The organism is Limnohabitans sp. MMS-10A-192 (assembly GCF_003063335.1).
GTDB lineage: Bacteria > Pseudomonadota > Gammaproteobacteria > Burkholderiales > Burkholderiaceae_C > Limnohabitans_A.
In genome coordinates this window covers 327515-343280 of record NZ_NERX01000001.1, presented here as the reverse complement: position 1 = coordinate 343280, position 15766 = coordinate 327515, and the positions used below count along the sequence as shown (strand labels likewise).

The following is a 15766-nucleotide window of genomic DNA, read 5'->3' as shown; positions in this document are numbered from 1 at the left end:
AGGGCACGCCCCTCAACTGCACACCACTCAACAGGTCATCCTCAACGACTAACACCGACAACGGTTGCCCCTCAACGGGTCATCCCGGACTTGATCCGGGATCCAGGTCTTTCGCCAAACGCTCAGTCCATCACGCGACCGAGGGCTTTTGTGAGATTGGTTACAGTCCAAGGATGCAACACAAACCCCTTTCATTGTTCCAAGTGCTGGCGTGCGGCGCCGCGATCGTCACCCTGTCCATGGGCATCCGCCACGGCTTTGGCCTTTGGCTGCAACCCGTGACCCAATCGCAAGGCTGGGGGCGCCAGGAATTCGCCATGGCCATGGCCATCCAGAACCTGGCCTGGGGTTTCATGGGCATTTTTGCGGGCATGGTGGCCGACCGGTTTGGCGCCTTCCGCGTGATCATCGCGGGCGCCTTGCTCTATGCGCTGGGCCTGGTGGGCATGTCACAAGCGACCACGCCTTGGCTGTTTGCCCTGTTCACCGGGGTGATCATTGGCACCGCGCAAGCGGGCACGACTTACGCCGTGATTTATGGCGTGATCGGGCGCAATGTGCCGGCCGAGCGGCGCTCGTGGGCCATGGGCATTGCGGCGGCAGCGGGCAGCTTCGGGCAGTTCCTGATGGTGCCGGTCGAGGGCATGCTGATCAGTCAAGCGGGCTGGCAAAATGCTTTGGTGATTTTGGCTGCAGCCACTTTCTTGATCATTCCACTGGCTTGGGGCCTGCGCGAGCCTGCGCTCCATGCGCCCGGTCAGGTCAAACGCGAGCAGAGCATCGCGCAGGCGCTGGCGGAAGCCTTCAAGTACCCCAGCTTTCAGCTTTTGATGGCGGGTTATTTTGTGTGCGGCTTTCAGGTGGTGTTCATTGGCGTGCACATGCCCAGCTACCTCAAGGACCACGGTTTGCCCCCGCAGGTCGCCAGTTACGCGCTGGCCTTGATCGGCCTGTTCAACGTGTTTGGCACCTACATCGCGGGCACCCTGGGCCAGAAGATGGCCAAAAAGAAAATCCTGGCGACGATTTATTTCTCGCGTTCGGTGGCGATTGTGCTGTTCCTGCTGGCACCGCTCACCCCCGCCAGCGTGTACCTGTTCTCGGCCGTCATGGGCTTACTGTGGCTGTCCACCGTGCCCCCCACCAACGCGGCAGTGGCGCAGATTTTTGGCGTGGCACACCTGTCCATGTTGGGTGGCTTCATTTTCTTCAGCCACCAGATCGGCTCCTTCATGGGCGTGTGGCTGGGCGGTTACCTGTACGACAAAACAGGCAGCTACGACATCGTCTGGTACCTGGCCATTGCGCTGGGCGTTTTTGCCGCGCTGGTGAACCTGCCGGTGCGCGAGAGCGCCATCGTGCGCAAGCCACTTCAGGCGGCTTGATCCGATGCGCCAGACCCGCCAGTCCGCATGGCGCAAAGCCCTTGCATGGGGCGCGCTGCTTGTGGTAATGGCCGGTGTGGTCTGGCTTTACCAGCGCCCGGACATGCTGATCATGTTGTCCGAGCAGTTGTGGGCCTGTTTTTGAATCCATGGATTGACCTATGCACGGTACTGAACATCCTTCCGCCTGGGTCCAGCGCTGGGCCCATTTGATCCGCCCGCAAGGCCGTGTGCTCGATGTGGCCTGCGGCGCAGGCCGCCACATGCGCTTTTTGGCAGCACTGGGTCACCCGGTCACCGGCGTGGACCGCCATCCAGAGGCCTTGGCCCTGGCAGCGCCCGCAGGGCAGACCGTGCTGGCCGACATCGAAAACGGCCCCTGGCCTTTTGCAGGCCAAACTTTCGACGCCGTGGTCGTGACGAACTACCTGTGGCGGCCCTTGCTGCCGGTCATGGTGCAGAGCCTGGCCGAAGGGGGTGTGCTGATTTACGAAACCTTTGCAGCAGGCAACGAGTCCGTGGGCAAACCTTCCCGGCCTGACTTTTTGTTGCAAGCGGGTGAGCTGCTCAGCGCCACTCAGGGTTTGCGCACCGTGGCTTATGAAGACGGTTTTGAAACCTCGCCAGACCGTTTTGTGCAACGTATCGCCGCTGTGCGTGCCGCATCATCCAGCACGCCTGTGCGCTGGCACCTGGCTTCACGCTGAACGATCGCTGGCCCTGCAGAGTCACTTCTGGTGACATCCGCCCCACTGGGCAGTCCGGAAATTCCGTGCGCTGTCGTTAGAATGTCCTTTTTCGTTCAGAACACGCTGACATGACCACCGAATTTCGCCCTATCCAAGGCAGTATTCCTGCCCTGATCACCCCCATGCTTGCAGACGGCCAAGTGGATTACCCCACCTTGCGCAAATTGATCGACTGGCATGTGGCCGAAGGCACCGATGCCCTGGTGATCGTTGGCACTTCGGGCGAGTCGCCCACGGTCACGGTGGACGAACACCGTGAAATTCTGCGCGTGTCGGTCGAGCAAGCGGCCAAGCGCATCCCCATCATTGCGGGCTGTGGTGCCAACTCCACGGCCGAAGCCATTGCACTGGCCAAGTTTGCCGAGTCCATTGGCGCAGATGCCCAACTGCAGGTGGTGCCCTACTACAACAAGCCCACACAAGAGGGCTTGTTCCAGCACTTCAAATCGATTGCCGAAGCCACGCCCAAGCTGCCCGTGATTTTGTACAACGTGCCCGGCCGCACCGTGGCCGATTTGCAGCACGACACCGTCCTGCGCCTGGCCCAAGTGCCCGGCATCATCGGTATCAAGGAAGCCACGGGCAACATTGAACGCGCTCAGTGGCTGATCCGTGATCTGCCCAAGTCATTCGCCGTCTTCTCGGGTGATGACCCCACTGCAGTGGCCCTGATGCTCGTGGGTGGTGCAGGCAACATCAGCGTGACCGCCAATGTGGCGCCCCGTTTGATGCACGAATTGTGCGTGGCCGCCATGCGTGGCGATATCGCTGCGGCCATGAAAATCCAGTTCCAATTGATGCCTGTGCACAAAAATTTGTTCGTAGAAGCCAACCCTATTCCCGTGAAATGGGCCATGAACCGCATGGGCCTGTCGGGTCCGGCCTTGCGCTTGCCCATGACCGAGCTGTCGGAATCCCAGCGTCCAGTGGTCGAGGCCGCACTCAAGGCCAGTGGCCTGATCTGATTTCCACCAAAGGATTCTTCGTGAACCGTCCCTCCAAGTCTTTGATGACACTCCAGCGCAGCACCACCGTGGCTGCTGCAGCGATTTTGCTCAGCGCCTGTGGCGTACTGGAAGAAGACAAGATCAACTACAAAAGCGCGGCCAAGCCCACCACGCTGGAAGTGCCGCCTGATTTGACGCAATTGCGCAAAGAGTCGCGCTATGCGCTGGAAAGCACGTCCGCCACGGCCTTAGGTTATCAAGGCGCTGCAGCCAAAGTGACCGATGCTGGCACAGCGGCCAACAGCTTGGGAGACGTGAAAATGATGCGGGAAGGCAACCAGCGTTGGCTGGTTGTGGCCCGCCCGGCAGACAAGGTGTGGGACCCGGTCATTGAATTCTGGAAAACCAATGGCTTTAACCTGGTGACCGAAGCCAAGGATGTGGGCATCGTCGAAACCGACTGGGCCGAGAACCGCGCCAAATTGCCACAAGACTTCATTCGCAAGACATTGGGCAAAGTGCTCGACAACTTGTATTCAACCGGTGAACGCGACAAATACCGCACCCGCATTGAGCGAAATGCCCAAGGCGGGGTCGAAATCTACATCACCCACAGGGGGATGGTGGAGAACTATTCAAGCGCACAGAAAACAAGCACCATCTGGCAACCGCGCGAAAGCGATCCTGAGCTGGAAATCGAATTTTTGCGCCGCTTGATGGTCAAGCTGGGGGCAACGCCCGAAGCCAGCAAAGCAGCCGTTGCGTCGGCTACCCCTGTGGCCAGCGCACAAGTGTCTCTGGTGCTGGGTCAACCCACGATTGCCCTGAACGACAGTTTGGACCGCAGCTGGCGCCGCACTGGCGTGGCACTGGACCGGAGCGGATTCACAGTGGAAGACCGCGACCGCACCAAAGGCGTGTATTTCGTGCGTTACTTGGCGCCTGGTACGGCAGCTCAAGAACCGGGTTTCTTTGAGCGCATGTTCAGCAGCAAAAAAGAAGTGCCCGCCCTTTCACGCTACCGCATCACATTAACAGGCAAGGGCGAAACGCAAAGCCAAATCCAGGTGATGGACGTGAACGGAAAACCGGAAGAAGCGGCCAATGCCGAGCGCATCCTGAAGCTGATTGCCAACGAGTTGCGTTGATCTGTTCAAGCGGGCCACGGCCCAGCCATAAAAAAACCCCGCAATGCGGGGTTTTTTTATGCATTCCCGACTTGCGCCAGGAATCATCCAAGCAATTACTTGGCAGCTGGAGCGGCAGCAGGAGCAGCAGATGCGTCAGCAGCTGGAGCGGCAGCAGGAGCAGCGGATGCGTCAGCAGCTGGAGCGGCAGCAGGAGCAGCCACGGGAGCAGCAGGAGCAGCGGCTTCTTCTTTTTTACCGCAAGCGGCCAAAGCAGCAGCAGCGATCACGGCGGCCAAAACGAGGGACTTGTTCATGATGATTTTCCTTATAGGGGTTAAAACAATTTCCGGAAACTGCCTTAATGACCAAGACGGTAATTAAGACCGAGACAAAAGCACTCGAGCTCTTTTGTGCTCAGTCTTAAATTATAGCGTTTAACTTTGCGACACACCAAACTGACATGAAACCTTCAGTAACAGCCGTATTCAGGGAAGATCCCTAGAGGGTTTTCAGCCAGCCGGCCGACATCCAATCTTCCAGGGCCTCTCGGGCCGGCTCACTCATCTGCGACAACTTGGCCGCGGGCAGTTGACGTTCATCGGCCAGTTGCCGCAAGTGACGCGCATCTTTGCCCGCCACGCGAAAGCTTTCGCCGTTGATGAAGATGTGACGTTCGTCGTACATCATTTTGGTGCGTCGATCGAGTTGCACGCCTTGCGAGACATCGGGATCGGCATCAACCGGATCGAACCACACATTGGCTTTGGGCTCGGTCAGGTATTCACCCAGAAGACTGTCCACCAGGTGCGGGTCTTTCAGCGCTTGGGCGATCGCTTCGCGGGCGAAGTCACCCAGCGCTGCAGGCATGGCCGCAGGTGCGCTGACGGCGCTCTGCTTGGGGTCGCGATACAGGGCGTCGCCCACACCGTCAAACGCTTCGTCGGCCAGGCCCAGCAAGATCTCCCGAGCCAACTCGCCTTGCTGAGGAGAGCGAAAACCAATCGACCAGGTCATGCACTCGCCCTGGGCAATGCCGTCGTGCGCGTACTTGGGCGGCAGGTACAGCATGTCCCCTGGGTTGAGCACAAACTCTTCTTCGGCCTCGAAGTTTTGCAAAATCTTCAGCGGCACGCCGGGCTGCAGCGTCAGGTCTTTGTTGCGGCCAATGCGCCAGCGGCGCTGGCCGTGCGCCTGCAACAAAAAGACGTCGTAGCTGTCAAAGTGCGGACCCACGCCGCCGCCGTCGGTGGCAAAGCTGATCATCAGATCGTCCAGACGCGCATCAGGCACAAAGCGAAACTGTTGCATCAAGGCATGTACGCCGTCGTGGTGCACGTCAACGCCTTGCACCAGAAAAGTCCATTTTTTCTGGCTGAAGGGTGGCAAGCTGCGTTTGGCGAGCGGGCCATGCTTCATCTTCCAGCCCTTGTCGGAATCGATGATGAGGCGCGACTCCACGCCCTCAAGCCCTGCCAGGGCCACCAATTCGGAGCGGTTCACGCAGGGCACAAAACCCGGGATCGCATTGCGCACCAGCAAAGGCTTCTTCTGCCAATGGCGCTTCATGAATTGGCTGGGCGTGAGGCCCCCGAGCAGGGCCAGCGGTTGTTCTGTGTGCATGTTCCGATTCCGTTGGCGGTGCGTTTACAGCACCGCTTCATAGCCAAGGCGGCCAAAACCGGCCGCCAAACTGCGACAATTGTCCTATGGAAATCAAGACACCTTCTGTGGTCGCACTGACCTGGACACTCAAAGACACCCTGGGCGAAGTTCTGGACACCCTCGACGAGCCCGTGGAATTTTTCATTGGCGGCCAAGATTTGCTGCCCAAGATCGAGGAAGCCCTGCAAGGCCACGAAAAAGGCGCCCAAGTGAATCTGCAACTCGAACCTGAAGACGCGTTTGGCGACTTCGACGACCAGTTGCTTTTTCTGGAACCGCTTGCCCTCTTCCCGGCCGGCTTGGAAGAAGGCCTCACCATCGAGGGCACGGCCTTGCCTGAAGGTTGCCACCCCGATGCCCCGCGCAACGTGCTCTACACCGTGACCGAAATTTACCCCGAACACGTGGTGCTGGACGGCAACCACCCTTTGTCGGGCATCGCTTTGCGTTTGAGCCTGAAAGTCGAATCGGTGCGCGAACCGACCGAAGCCGAAGTGGGCAGCGGCACCTGCGGCACAGGGTTCTTCAAAATCGAAGTGGGCGACGAGGGCATCCCGACAGGCCCCACACTGCACTGACTCCAACCAGCGCCCTGAAGGGCGTTTATTTCTTGCCCGTCGAGCCGTAGCCGCCTTCGCCACGCTCGCTGGGTGCGTCAAACTCATTGACCACATTGAACGTGGCCTGCACGACGGGCACGATCACCATTTGAGCGATGCGCTCCATGGGCTCTATCGTGAAAGCCACATCGCTGCGGTTCCAGGCACTGACCATCAGCTGGCCTTGGTAGTCGCTGTCGATCAAGCCCACCAGATTGCCCAGCACGATGCCGTGCTTGTGGCCCAGGCCCGAGCGGGGCAAAAGCATGGCGGCATAACCCGGGTCTTTCAGGTGCACCGCAATGCCGGTGGGCACCAACTGCCAGGCATTGGGCTGCAAGGTCAAAGGCGCATCCAGACAAGCCCGCAAATCCAGACCGGCACTGCCAGAGGTGGCATAAGCGGGCAGTTGTTCGGCCATGCGGGCGTCGATGATTTTGAGGTCGATGTTCATGGGTTGTCCAAATTGAAGGGCATGACCGATCAGGCCATGTCACGCGGAAGAATCATTTCAAACGGCGGGCAATGTCTGCGATGAGTTGCCCAGCCAAGGCCTGTTTGCTGGCATGCGGCAATTCACGGGCACCGGCATCGTCCACCAAGAGCAAGGCGTTGTCGTCCTGCCCAAATGTGGCCGGGCCGATGTTGCCGACCAAAAGCGGCACCCCTTTGCGGACACGCTTGACGGTGGCATGGGTCAGCAGGTCGTGGCTTTCTGCGGCAAAACCGACACAAAACAAGACGCCGGACTGGGCCCGAGCCGATTGCGCCACGGTGGCCAAGATGTCGGGGTTCTCCACAAACTTCAGCGCCGGCGTCTGACCCGAGCCGTCTTTTTTGATCTTTTGATCGGCCTGGGTGTCAGGCCGCCAATCGGCCACAGCGGCCGTGGCCACAAAGACCGAGGCCTTGTCTACCTGCGCCTGCACCGCGTCCAGCATCTGACGGGCCGAACGCACATCGATGCGCTGCACACCGCGTGGCGTGGGCAAATGCACAGGCCCGGCGACCAAGCTCACTTCGGCACCCGCCATGCGGGCAGCTCGGGCAATGGCAAAACCCATCTTGCCGCTGGACAAATTGGTGATGCCGCGCACCGGGTCGATGGCTTCGTAAGTGGGCCCTGCCGTGACCAGCACATGTTGGCCCGCCAAGGTCTTGGGCGCAAAAAACGCCTCCAGGTCTTCCAGAATTTCTTCGGCTTCCAGCATGCGGCCGTCACCCGTTTCGCCGCAGGCCTGATCGCCCTGCCCCACGTCCAGCACATGCACGCCATCCAATTTGAGCTGCGCCACATTGCGCTGGGTGGCCGGGTTGGCCCACATTTCGCGGTTCATGGCCGGGGCCACGATCAAGGGCACTTTGTCCAAGGGCCGCGCCAAGCACATCAGGCTGAGCAATTCATCAGCCCGGCCATGCAAGAGCTTGGCCATGAAATCCGCACTGGCAGGCGCCACCACAATCGCATCGGCCTCACGGCTCAAGTTGATGTGCGCCATGTTGTTGGCTTCGCGGGTGTCCCACTGCGAGGTGTAGACCGGCCGACCTGACAAGGCCTGCAGGGTCACTGCGGTCATGAATTGCTCAGCCGCCTCGGTCATGACGACCTGCACCGTGCAGCCCGCCTTGACCAAAGCGCGGCAGAGTTCCGCTGACTTGAAGGCCGCAATGCCGCCCGACAAGCCAAGAACGATGTGTTTTCCAACCAATGTGCTCATGGCGGGGAATGTAGCAGAGAGCCCATGAACACCTGTACCCACAGGTGTGGTCGGCGGCTCCAGCCCCGACCTGAAGCTGCACCCAAGCACCCCTGCGGAGGCGGTGTAGCGCTGAGACGGGCGCTGGCCGGATCGGGCGATTTGGCGAGCGAAGCGAGTTATGAGCACGACCGGCCTGCGCCCGCCTCAGCGCGGAAACACACCACAAAACAGCTCCACGTGGGTATGAACCCCAACCCGACTGTCTATAATCACGATTTCCACCTACCGGGAGCTCAAGGCTCCCGTCTTGGACATGACCAAATTCGTCTTCGTCACCGGCGGTGTGGTGTCTTCCCTGGGCAAGGGAATCGCCTCCGCCTCTCTGGCTGCCTTGCTTGAATCGCGCGGCCTCTCCGTCACCCTCATCAAACTCGACCCTTACCTCAACGTGGACCCCGGCACCATGTCGCCGATCCAGCACGGCGAGGTGTTTGTCACCGACGACGGCGCTGAAACCGACTTGGACTTGGGCCACTACGAGCGCTTCATCAACACCCGGATGAAGAAGGCCAACAACTTCACGACCGGCCAGATTTACAAAAGCGTGCTCGAAAAAGAGCGCCGTGGCGACTACCTGGGCAAGACCGTGCAAGTCATCCCCCACGTCACCAACGAAATCCAGGACTTCGTCAAGCGCGGTGCTGGTTTTGGCACCCCCGAAGCCGTGGATGTGGCCATCGTCGAGATCGGCGGTACCGTGGGCGACATCGAGTCTTTGCCATTCTTGGAAGCCGTGCGCCAACTCAGCCTGCGTTTGGGGCCCAACAACACCGCCTTTGTGCACCTGACTTACCTGCCCTGGATTGCCACCGCAGGCGAGCTCAAAACCAAACCCACGCAGCACACAGTGCAAAAACTGCGCGAAATCGGCATCCAGCCCGACGCACTGCTGTGCCGTGCCGACCGCTACATCCCCGATGACGAGCGCGACAAGATTTCGCTGTTCACCAACGTGCAAAGCTGGGGCGTCATCTCCATGCCCGACGTGGACACCATCTACAAAGTCCCCCGCGTGCTGCACGAGCAAGGGCTGGACGGCCTGATCTGTGACAAGCTGCGCCTGAACACGCCGCCCGCCAGCCTCAAGCGCTGGGACGATCTGGTGTACGAGACCGCCAACCCCAAAGGCGAAGTCACCATTGCCATGGTCGGCAAATACGTCGAGTTGTCGGACAGCTACAAATCGGTCAACGAAGCGCTGCGCCACGCCGGCATGCGCAACCACGTGCGCGTCAAGATCGAGCACATCGACTCCGAAACCATCACCCCCGAGACCGTGGCCAGCCTGGCCCACTACGACGGCGTACTGGTGCCCGGCGGCTTTGGCAAGCGCGGCGTGGAAGGCAAGATCGAAACGGCGCAATTCGCCCGCACCCACAAAGTGCCTTATTTGGGCATCTGCCTGGGCATGCAAGTGGCCACGATCGAATATGCCCGCCATGTGGCCGGCATGAAGGATGCCAACAGCACCGAGTTCGAGCCAGATACGCCCTTCCCCGTGATCGCACTGATCAACGAGTGGAAAGACGCGGACGGTTCCATCCAGGTGCGTGACGCCAACTCCGACCTGGGCGGCACCATGCGTCTGGGCGCGCAAAGCTCTGACGTCGCCAAAGGCACATTGGCGCACCAGATTTATGGCGATGTGGTCACCGAGCGCCACCGCCACCGGTATGAGGCGAACGTCAATTACCTCGATGACCTGCGCAAAGCCGGTCTGGTGATCTCGGCGCTGACCCAGCGCGAACAGCTGACAGAAATCGTTGAGCTGCCACAAACCGTGCACCCTTGGTATGTGGGTGTGCAGTTCCACCCTGAATTCAAGTCCACCCCCTGGGACGGCCACCCGCTGTTCAACGCCTTCGTCAAGGCGGCGATCGAAAACAAGGCCAAGGCCTGAGCCCATAGCCCCATTCAACAGGACACTGCCATGAAACTATGCGGATTTGACGTTGGCCTGCACCAGCCTTTCTTTTTGATCGCAGGCACCTGCTCCATCGAAGGCCTAGAGATGTCGATTGAGGTCGCCGGTCGCCTCAAAGAGGCCTGCACCGCATTGGGCATCCCGTTCATCTACAAAGGCTCATTCGACAAGGCCAACCGCTCCTCGGGCAGCACCCAGCGCGGCGTGGGCATCGATGCGGGCCTGAAAATCCTCGACGAAGTGCGCCGCCAGATTGGCGTGCCCATCCTCACCGACGTGCACGACGAATCGCAGGTCAAAACCGTGGCCAGCGTGGTCGATGTGCTGCAGACCCCTGCCTTTTTGTGCCGCCAGACCGACTTCATCCGCGCTGTGGCGCAATCGGGCAAGCCGGTCAACATCAAGAAGGGCCAGTTTTTGGCGCCTTGGGACATGAAAAATGTCATCGACAAGGCCCGCAGCGCGGCGCGCGAAGTCGGCCTGCCCGAAGACAACTTTCTGGCCTGTGAGCGCGGTGTGAGCTTTGGTTACAACAACCTCGTGGCCGACATGACGAGCCTGGCCGAGATGCGCAAAACCGGCGCGCCGGTGGTGTTTGATGTGACGCACTCGGTGCAAAAGCCAGGCGGCCAAGGCACCAGCAGCGGCGGCGCCCGCGAGATGGTGCCCGTGCTGGCCCGTGCGGGTGTGGCCGTGGGCGTGGCCGGTCTCTTCATGGAAACCCATCCCAAGCCTCAAGAGGCTTGGTCGGACGGCCCCAACGCTGTGCCCTTGGGCAAAATGAAGGCTCTGCTGGAGACGCTGGTCCAACTCGATTCCGTCACCAAAAAGAACCCCTTCCTGGAGGAAGACTTCCAATGAGCGGCTATATCATCGCCAACGTCCAGGTGACCAACCCGACCCAGTACGAAGAGTACAAAAAGTGGTCCACCGCAGCCATGCAAGCCACGGGCGCAGAAGTCTGTGTGCGGGGTGGCCAGGTGGAAGTGCTCGAAGGCGACTGGTCGCCCGAGCGCATCGTGATTTTGAAATTCGCGACCTTTGAAGCGGCCAAGGCCTTCTATGAAGTGCCCGAGTACATCAAAGCCCGCGAAGCCCGAGCCGGTGCGGCCATCATGCGCATGGTCGTGGTCGAAGGTCTTTAACCCCTTTTATTTTTAAATTGAGAGAGTTCAAAAATGAGTGCAATCGTTGATATCGTCGGCCGTGAAATCCTCGACAGCCGTGGCAACCCCACCGTCGAATGCGACGTGCTGCTGGAGTCCGGCGTCATGGGCCGCGCCGCTGTGCCGTCCGGCGCATCCACCGGCAGCCGCGAAGCCATCGAGCTGCGCGACGGCGACAAGAGCCGTTACCTCGGCAAAGGCGTGCTCAAGGCTGTGGAGCACATCAACACTGAAATCTCCGAAGCCGTGTTGGGCCTCGACGCCTCCGAACAAGCCTTTTTGGACCGCACCTTGATCGACCTGGACGGCACCGACAACAAGAGCCGCCTAGGTGCCAACGCCATGCTGGCCGTGTCCATGGCCGTGGCCCGCGCCGCAGCCGAAGAGTCTGGTCTGCCCCTGTACCGCTACTTTGGCGGCATGAACGGCAACCAGCTGCCCGTGCCCATGATGAACGTCATCAACGGCGGCGCACACGCCAACAACAACCTGGACTTGCAAGAGTTCATGATCATCCCCGTGGGCGCACCGTCGTTCCGCGAAGCTGTGCGTTGGGGCGCTGAAGTGTTCCACGCGCTCAAGAAAATCATCCACGACAAAGGCATGAGCATTGCCGTGGGCGACGAAGGCGGCTTTGCCCCCAACGTCGACAGCCACGAAGCGGCCATCCAGATGGTGCTGGACGCGATTGCCGCTGCCGGTTACACCGCGGGCGAGCAGATCGCCATCGGCCTGGACTGCGCGGCCAGCGAGTTCTACAAGGACGGCAAGTACGTGCTGGCCGGTGAAGGCGGCATCAGCCTGACCTCTGAGCAGTGGACCGACATGCTGGCCACCTGGTGTGACAAGTACCCCATCATCAGCATCGAAGACGGCATGGCCGAAGGCGACTGGGATGGCTGGAAAGTGCTGACCGACCGCTTGGCCAAGAACGTGCAAATCGTGGGTGACGACCTGTTCGTGACCAACACCAAGATCTTCAAAGAAGGCATCGACAAAGGCATCGCCAACTCGATCCTGATCAAGATCAACCAGATCGGCACCCTGACCGAGACCTTCGAAGCCATCGAAATGGCCAAGCGAGCTGGTTACACCGCTGTGATCAGTCACCGTTCGGGCGAGACCGAAGACAGCACGATTGCTGACATCGCCGTGGGCCTGAACGCAGGACAGATCAAGACCGGCTCCATGAGCCGTTCGGACCGCATGGCCAAGTACAACCAGCTGCTGCGCATCGAAGAAGACCTGGGCGACGTGGCCGTGTACCCTGGCCGCAGCGCGTTCTACAACCTGCGCTGAGACCGACAGACATGGGCAACCGCCTCGTCCCCATCGTGCTGATCACCTTGCTGGTGATCGTGAATGCTCAGTTGTGGTTCGGGCGCGGCGGTTTGCCCAATGTGGCCAAGATGGAGCATGAGCTCCAGCAGCAAAAGGCGTCCAACGAAGAAGCTCGCCGCACCAACGAGCAGCTCAACGCCGAGGTCAATGACCTCAAAGAAGGCTTGAGCATGGTCGAAGAGCGAGCCCGTCAAGAACTGGGCATGGTCAAGGCCAACGAAATCTTCGTTCAGATCGCCAAATGATGACCCCCACCGAGATCGCCGGCTTTGTGCTGGGCTTGGTGATGGTGGTGTGCAGCATCCGCGAGCTGCATTGGAGCTGGCCGCTGGCCATCGTCAGCGCCCTCCTCTACTTTTTTGTGTTCAAAGACAGCCTCTTGTATGGCGAAGCCGCTTTGCAGCTGGTGTTTGCCGCGCTGGCCCTGTGGGGCTGGTGGCAATGGCTGCGCACGGGCGACGATGCCCAACCGGCTTTGGTCATTCAGCGCTTGTCGCGCAAGGGCTGGACCCTGGTGGTGCTGGCCTCGGTGCTGCTGTGGCCGGCTTTGGCCTTGCTGCTGCAAACCTTCACCGACAGCGATGTGGCCTGGTGGGACGCGCTGCCCACCGCCTTGAGCCTGGTGGGCCAAGCCCTGCTGGGGCGCAAATACATCGAGAACTGGCTGGTCTGGCTGGTGGTCAACGTCATCAGCGTGACCCTGTTTGCCTACAAAGGCCTGTGGCTCACGTGCTTGCTGTACGCGCTTTTCACGCTCATGAGCGTGTGGGGCTGGCGGGCCTGGCAGACCCGCATGAAGGCACGCGCATGAGCGTACGCCGCATCGCCATCGTTGGCGCAGAAAGCACCGGCAAGTCCTGGCTGACGCAAGCACTGGCCGAAGTCATTCGCCTGCGTGGCCAAGCAGTGCAGACGGTGGACGAGATCTTGCGCAGTTGGTGCGAGCGCGAAGGCCGCACACCCCAAGCGCATGAACAACTGGCCATCGCCCGGGCGCAGGCGCAAGCCGTGGAACAAGCCGCGCCAGGCTGGGTCATCTCCGACACCACCCCCCTGATGACCGCGGTGTACAGCCACATGCTGTTTGAGGACGACAGCCTGTACCCCATGGCTTTGGCGCACCAAGCGCAGTACGACATCACGCTGGTCACCGGGCTGGATTTGCTCTGGGTGGCCGATGGCCTGCAACGCGATGGCCCCCATGTGCGTGGGCCGGTGGACACCTTGGTGAGGCAAGCGCTGGCGCGCGAAGGAATCGCCTTCCGAGTGGTCTATGGGCAGGGTCATCAACGGCTGAACAACGCCCTGCTGGCCTTGGGGCTGGAAGGCGAGGACGAAGCCGCGCGCTGCACGAGAGAGCAAGCACAATTTGCCATCAACCAAGGACGCACCGTCTGGCAATGCAACGAGTGCAGCGACCCCGCTTGCGAGCACAAGCTGTTCACGGGCCTGCTGGCGCAGCGGTCAGCTTGACCCTGCAGGTCGACGGCTTCAGCCCCGCCCTACCGAGCCATCAGTGGACCGAGCCGCCTGACAAGTCCGCGCTCAAGCCTGTGAACAGCCCTGCGGCGTCCACGGGATCAAAGCGGTATTCGGCACCGCAGAAATCGCAACCCACATCCACCTGTCCGCGCTCGGCGATGATGCTCTCCACCTCTTCGGTACCCAGGCTGCGGATCATGTTGCCCACGCGCTCACGGCTGCAACGGCAAGCAAAACGGGGACCTGTCTCACCGATGAGCGGCTCAAAACGGGCCAACGGCTCTTCCCAGTACAAGCGGTGGAAAATGGTTTCGGCATCCAGCGTGAGCAACTCTTCGCGCTTGAGGCTCTTGGTCAAAATCGCGATGCGGCTGAAGTCTTCGCTTTGGCCCAGCGCCGCCTCGCGCTCCACCGAATCCGCCTGGCCGCCCAGATTGCCCTCGCCTTCGATCGGCAGGCGCTGGATCAGCAAACCGGCCGCCACCTTGTCATCGGCCGCCAGCACCAGCACGGTGTCCAACTGCTCGGACTGCAGCATGTAATGCTCCAGCACTTCGCTGATGTTCTCCAGCTTTTCGCCCTGGTCACCGAACAAGGGGACCACACCTTGGTAAGGCTGTTGCCCAGGCAAACGGTCTTGCGGGTCCAGCGTGATGGCGCAGCGGCCCTGGTTGTTCACGTTGACCATCTGGCTCAGTGTTGCGTCATCGGCCACATCCCCCACCTGTGTGCAGGTGGCACGCAAGCTGAAATCGGGCTGCACTTCGACCACGCCCAGCTTGACCGGACCGTCTCCAAAAATCTGCAAAACCAAAGCGCCATTGAACTTGATGTTGCCCTGCATCAACACACCGGCAGCGGCCATCTCGCCCAGCAATTGGCGCACAGGTGCCGGGTAAGCACCCGTCTCGGAATTGGCAGCGCGACGCGCCAGGATGTCTTGCCAGGCATCGGTCAAGCGCACGAGCATGCCGCGCACCGGCAGGCCTTCAAAAATGAATTTATGGAGTTCAGACAAAGTCAATTCACCGGCCAGTTGGCCAATCCTCAAAAGTTAACAATATAAAAATCAGCCGATTTTCTTCAGCCCGGCTTTGAAGCGCTGCGCATTTTGAACATAGTGACGAGCGCTTTGGCGCAGGCCTTCGATCTGTTCGGCGCTCAATTCACGCACCACCTTGGCGGGGGTGCCCATGATCATGGAGCCATCAGGAAACTCTTTGCCCTCGGTCACCAAAGAGCCTGCGCCCACCAGGCAGTTCTTGCCGATCTTGGCGCCGTTGAGCACCACTGCGCCAATGCCGATCAGCGATTCGTCACCAATCGTGCAGCCGTGTAGCATGACCATGTGGCCCACCGTCACGTGCTTGCCGACCTTGATCGGTTTGCCGTGGTCGGCGTGCATGACACTGCCATCCTGGATGTTGCTGCCCTCGCCGATGTCGATGCTTTCGGTGTCACCTCGCACAGTGACGCCAAACCAGACGCTGGCGTCTTTGGCGATCTTGACAGCACCCATGACCTGCGCCGAGTCGGCAACCCATGCGGAGTCGGCCACTTCGGGGGTGTGCGCGTCGAGTTGGTAAATGGCCATGTCTGTCTCCTGAAGGGTTATCTGATC

The 15766-nt window shown here is 60.4% G+C and carries 19 protein-coding genes; 13 read left to right on the top strand and 6 right to left on the bottom strand.

The features are described from left to right. Positions 1 to 173 precede the first annotated feature (173 nt). From B9Z43_RS01785 to bamC, 5 genes are all read left to right on the top strand, one after another. Positions 174 to 1385: an MFS transporter gene (locus B9Z43_RS01785; RefSeq protein ID WP_108322437.1), complete on the top strand. Its 1212-nt coding sequence runs from the start codon at positions 174 to 176 to the stop codon at positions 1383 to 1385. Positions 1386 to 1389: 4 nt separating this feature from the next. Beyond that, on the top strand, positions 1390 to 1530 hold the full coding sequence (locus B9Z43_RS17120) for a hypothetical protein (RefSeq protein ID WP_158270050.1): 141 nt from the start codon (positions 1390 to 1392) through the stop codon (positions 1528 to 1530). 16 nt (positions 1531 to 1546) lie between these two features. Further along, positions 1547 to 2092, top strand: a complete 546-nt coding sequence (locus B9Z43_RS01780) for a bifunctional 2-polyprenyl-6-hydroxyphenol methylase/3-demethylubiquinol 3-O-methyltransferase UbiG (protein WP_108322436.1) — start codon at positions 1547 to 1549, stop codon at positions 2090 to 2092. A 110-nt stretch (positions 2093 to 2202) separates the two neighbouring features. Then, positions 2203 to 3099, top strand: coding sequence for a 4-hydroxy-tetrahydrodipicolinate synthase (dapA, locus tag B9Z43_RS01775; RefSeq protein WP_108322435.1), 897 nt, complete (start codon positions 2203 to 2205; stop codon positions 3097 to 3099). Positions 3100 to 3143: 44 nt separating this feature from the next. After that, a complete protein-coding gene (bamC, locus tag B9Z43_RS01770) occupies positions 3144 to 4229 on the top strand; it encodes an outer membrane protein assembly factor BamC (RefSeq protein WP_108323125.1) in 1086 nt (361 codons plus the stop codon). Positions 4230 to 4324: 95 nt separating this feature from the next. Here the strand turns inward: bamC and B9Z43_RS01765 are convergent, their stop codons facing one another. Both B9Z43_RS01765 and B9Z43_RS01760 read right to left on the bottom strand, forming a co-directional pair. Beyond that, the gene (locus tag B9Z43_RS01765; RefSeq protein ID WP_108322434.1) at positions 4325 to 4525 is read right to left on the bottom strand and encodes a hypothetical protein; all 201 of its coding nucleotides are present in this window, start codon (positions 4523 to 4525) and stop codon (positions 4325 to 4327) included. Between the two features lie 184 nt (positions 4526 to 4709). Next, positions 4710 to 5831: a JmjC domain-containing protein gene (locus B9Z43_RS01760; RefSeq protein ID WP_108322433.1), complete on the bottom strand. Its 1122-nt coding sequence runs from the start codon at positions 5829 to 5831 to the stop codon at positions 4710 to 4712. Positions 5832 to 5917: 86 nt separating this feature from the next. Here B9Z43_RS01760 and B9Z43_RS01755 point away from each other — a divergent pair, with 86 nt between their 5' ends. Continuing rightward, on the top strand, positions 5918 to 6451 hold the full coding sequence (locus B9Z43_RS01755) for a peptidylprolyl isomerase (protein WP_108322432.1): 534 nt from the start codon (positions 5918 to 5920) through the stop codon (positions 6449 to 6451). A 25-nt stretch (positions 6452 to 6476) separates the two neighbouring features. Here B9Z43_RS01755 and dut read toward each other — a convergent pair whose 3' ends face one another. Both dut and coaBC read right to left on the bottom strand, forming a co-directional pair. Continuing rightward, entirely contained in the window at positions 6477 to 6926 is a 450-nt protein-coding gene (dut, locus tag B9Z43_RS01750; RefSeq protein ID WP_108322431.1) for a dUTP diphosphatase, read from the bottom strand. 52 nt (positions 6927 to 6978) lie between these two features. Next, positions 6979 to 8190, bottom strand: a complete 1212-nt coding sequence (gene coaBC, locus B9Z43_RS01745) for a bifunctional phosphopantothenoylcysteine decarboxylase/phosphopantothenate--cysteine ligase CoaBC (protein ID WP_108322430.1) — start codon at positions 8188 to 8190, stop codon at positions 6979 to 6981. A 295-nt stretch (positions 8191 to 8485) separates the two neighbouring features. Here coaBC and B9Z43_RS01740 point away from each other — a divergent pair, with 295 nt between their 5' ends. From B9Z43_RS01740 to B9Z43_RS01710, 7 genes are read left to right on the top strand one after another with little or no spacing between them, the layout of a single operon-like run. After that, on the top strand, positions 8486 to 10132 hold the full coding sequence (locus tag B9Z43_RS01740) for a CTP synthase (RefSeq protein ID WP_108322429.1): 1647 nt from the start codon (positions 8486 to 8488) through the stop codon (positions 10130 to 10132). Positions 10133 to 10162: 30 nt separating this feature from the next. Continuing rightward, a complete protein-coding gene (kdsA, locus tag B9Z43_RS01735; RefSeq protein WP_108322428.1) occupies positions 10163 to 11017 on the top strand; it encodes a 3-deoxy-8-phosphooctulonate synthase in 855 nt (284 codons plus the stop codon). Beyond that, a complete protein-coding gene (locus B9Z43_RS01730; RefSeq protein ID WP_108322427.1) occupies positions 11014 to 11301 on the top strand; it encodes a DUF1330 domain-containing protein in 288 nt (95 codons plus the stop codon). Before kdsA ends, B9Z43_RS01730 begins: the two co-directional genes overlap by 4 nt. 33 nt (positions 11302 to 11334) lie before the next feature. Then, positions 11335 to 12621 carry a phosphopyruvate hydratase gene (gene eno / locus B9Z43_RS01725; RefSeq protein ID WP_108322426.1) on the top strand — a complete coding sequence of 429 codons (1287 nt, stop codon included), beginning with the start codon at positions 11335 to 11337 and terminating at the stop codon, positions 12619 to 12621. Positions 12622 to 12632: 11 nt separating this feature from the next. After that, positions 12633 to 12908, top strand: coding sequence for a cell division protein FtsB (gene ftsB / locus B9Z43_RS01720; protein ID WP_108322425.1), 276 nt, complete (start codon positions 12633 to 12635; stop codon positions 12906 to 12908). Then, positions 12905 to 13474, top strand: a complete 570-nt coding sequence (gene pnuC, locus B9Z43_RS01715) for a nicotinamide riboside transporter PnuC (protein ID WP_108322424.1) — start codon at positions 12905 to 12907, stop codon at positions 13472 to 13474. The genes ftsB and pnuC overlap by 4 nt, the downstream gene beginning before the upstream one ends. Then, complete coding sequence (locus B9Z43_RS01710) at positions 13471 to 14136, top strand: AAA family ATPase (RefSeq protein ID WP_108323120.1); 666 nt, start codon at positions 13471 to 13473, stop codon at positions 14134 to 14136. Before pnuC ends, B9Z43_RS01710 begins: the two co-directional genes overlap by 4 nt. A gap of 40 nt (positions 14137 to 14176) precedes the next feature. On the opposite strand, the gene B9Z43_RS01705 is transcribed toward B9Z43_RS01710, so the two are convergent. Both B9Z43_RS01705 and B9Z43_RS01700 read right to left on the bottom strand, forming a co-directional pair. Further along, complete coding sequence (locus tag B9Z43_RS01705; protein ID WP_108323113.1) at positions 14177 to 15163, bottom strand: Hsp33 family molecular chaperone HslO; 987 nt, start codon at positions 15161 to 15163, stop codon at positions 14177 to 14179. A 51-nt stretch (positions 15164 to 15214) separates the two neighbouring features. Beyond that, a complete protein-coding gene (locus B9Z43_RS01700) occupies positions 15215 to 15739 on the bottom strand; it encodes a gamma carbonic anhydrase family protein (protein ID WP_108322423.1) in 525 nt (174 codons plus the stop codon). Between the last annotated feature and the right edge of the window lie 27 nt (positions 15740 to 15766).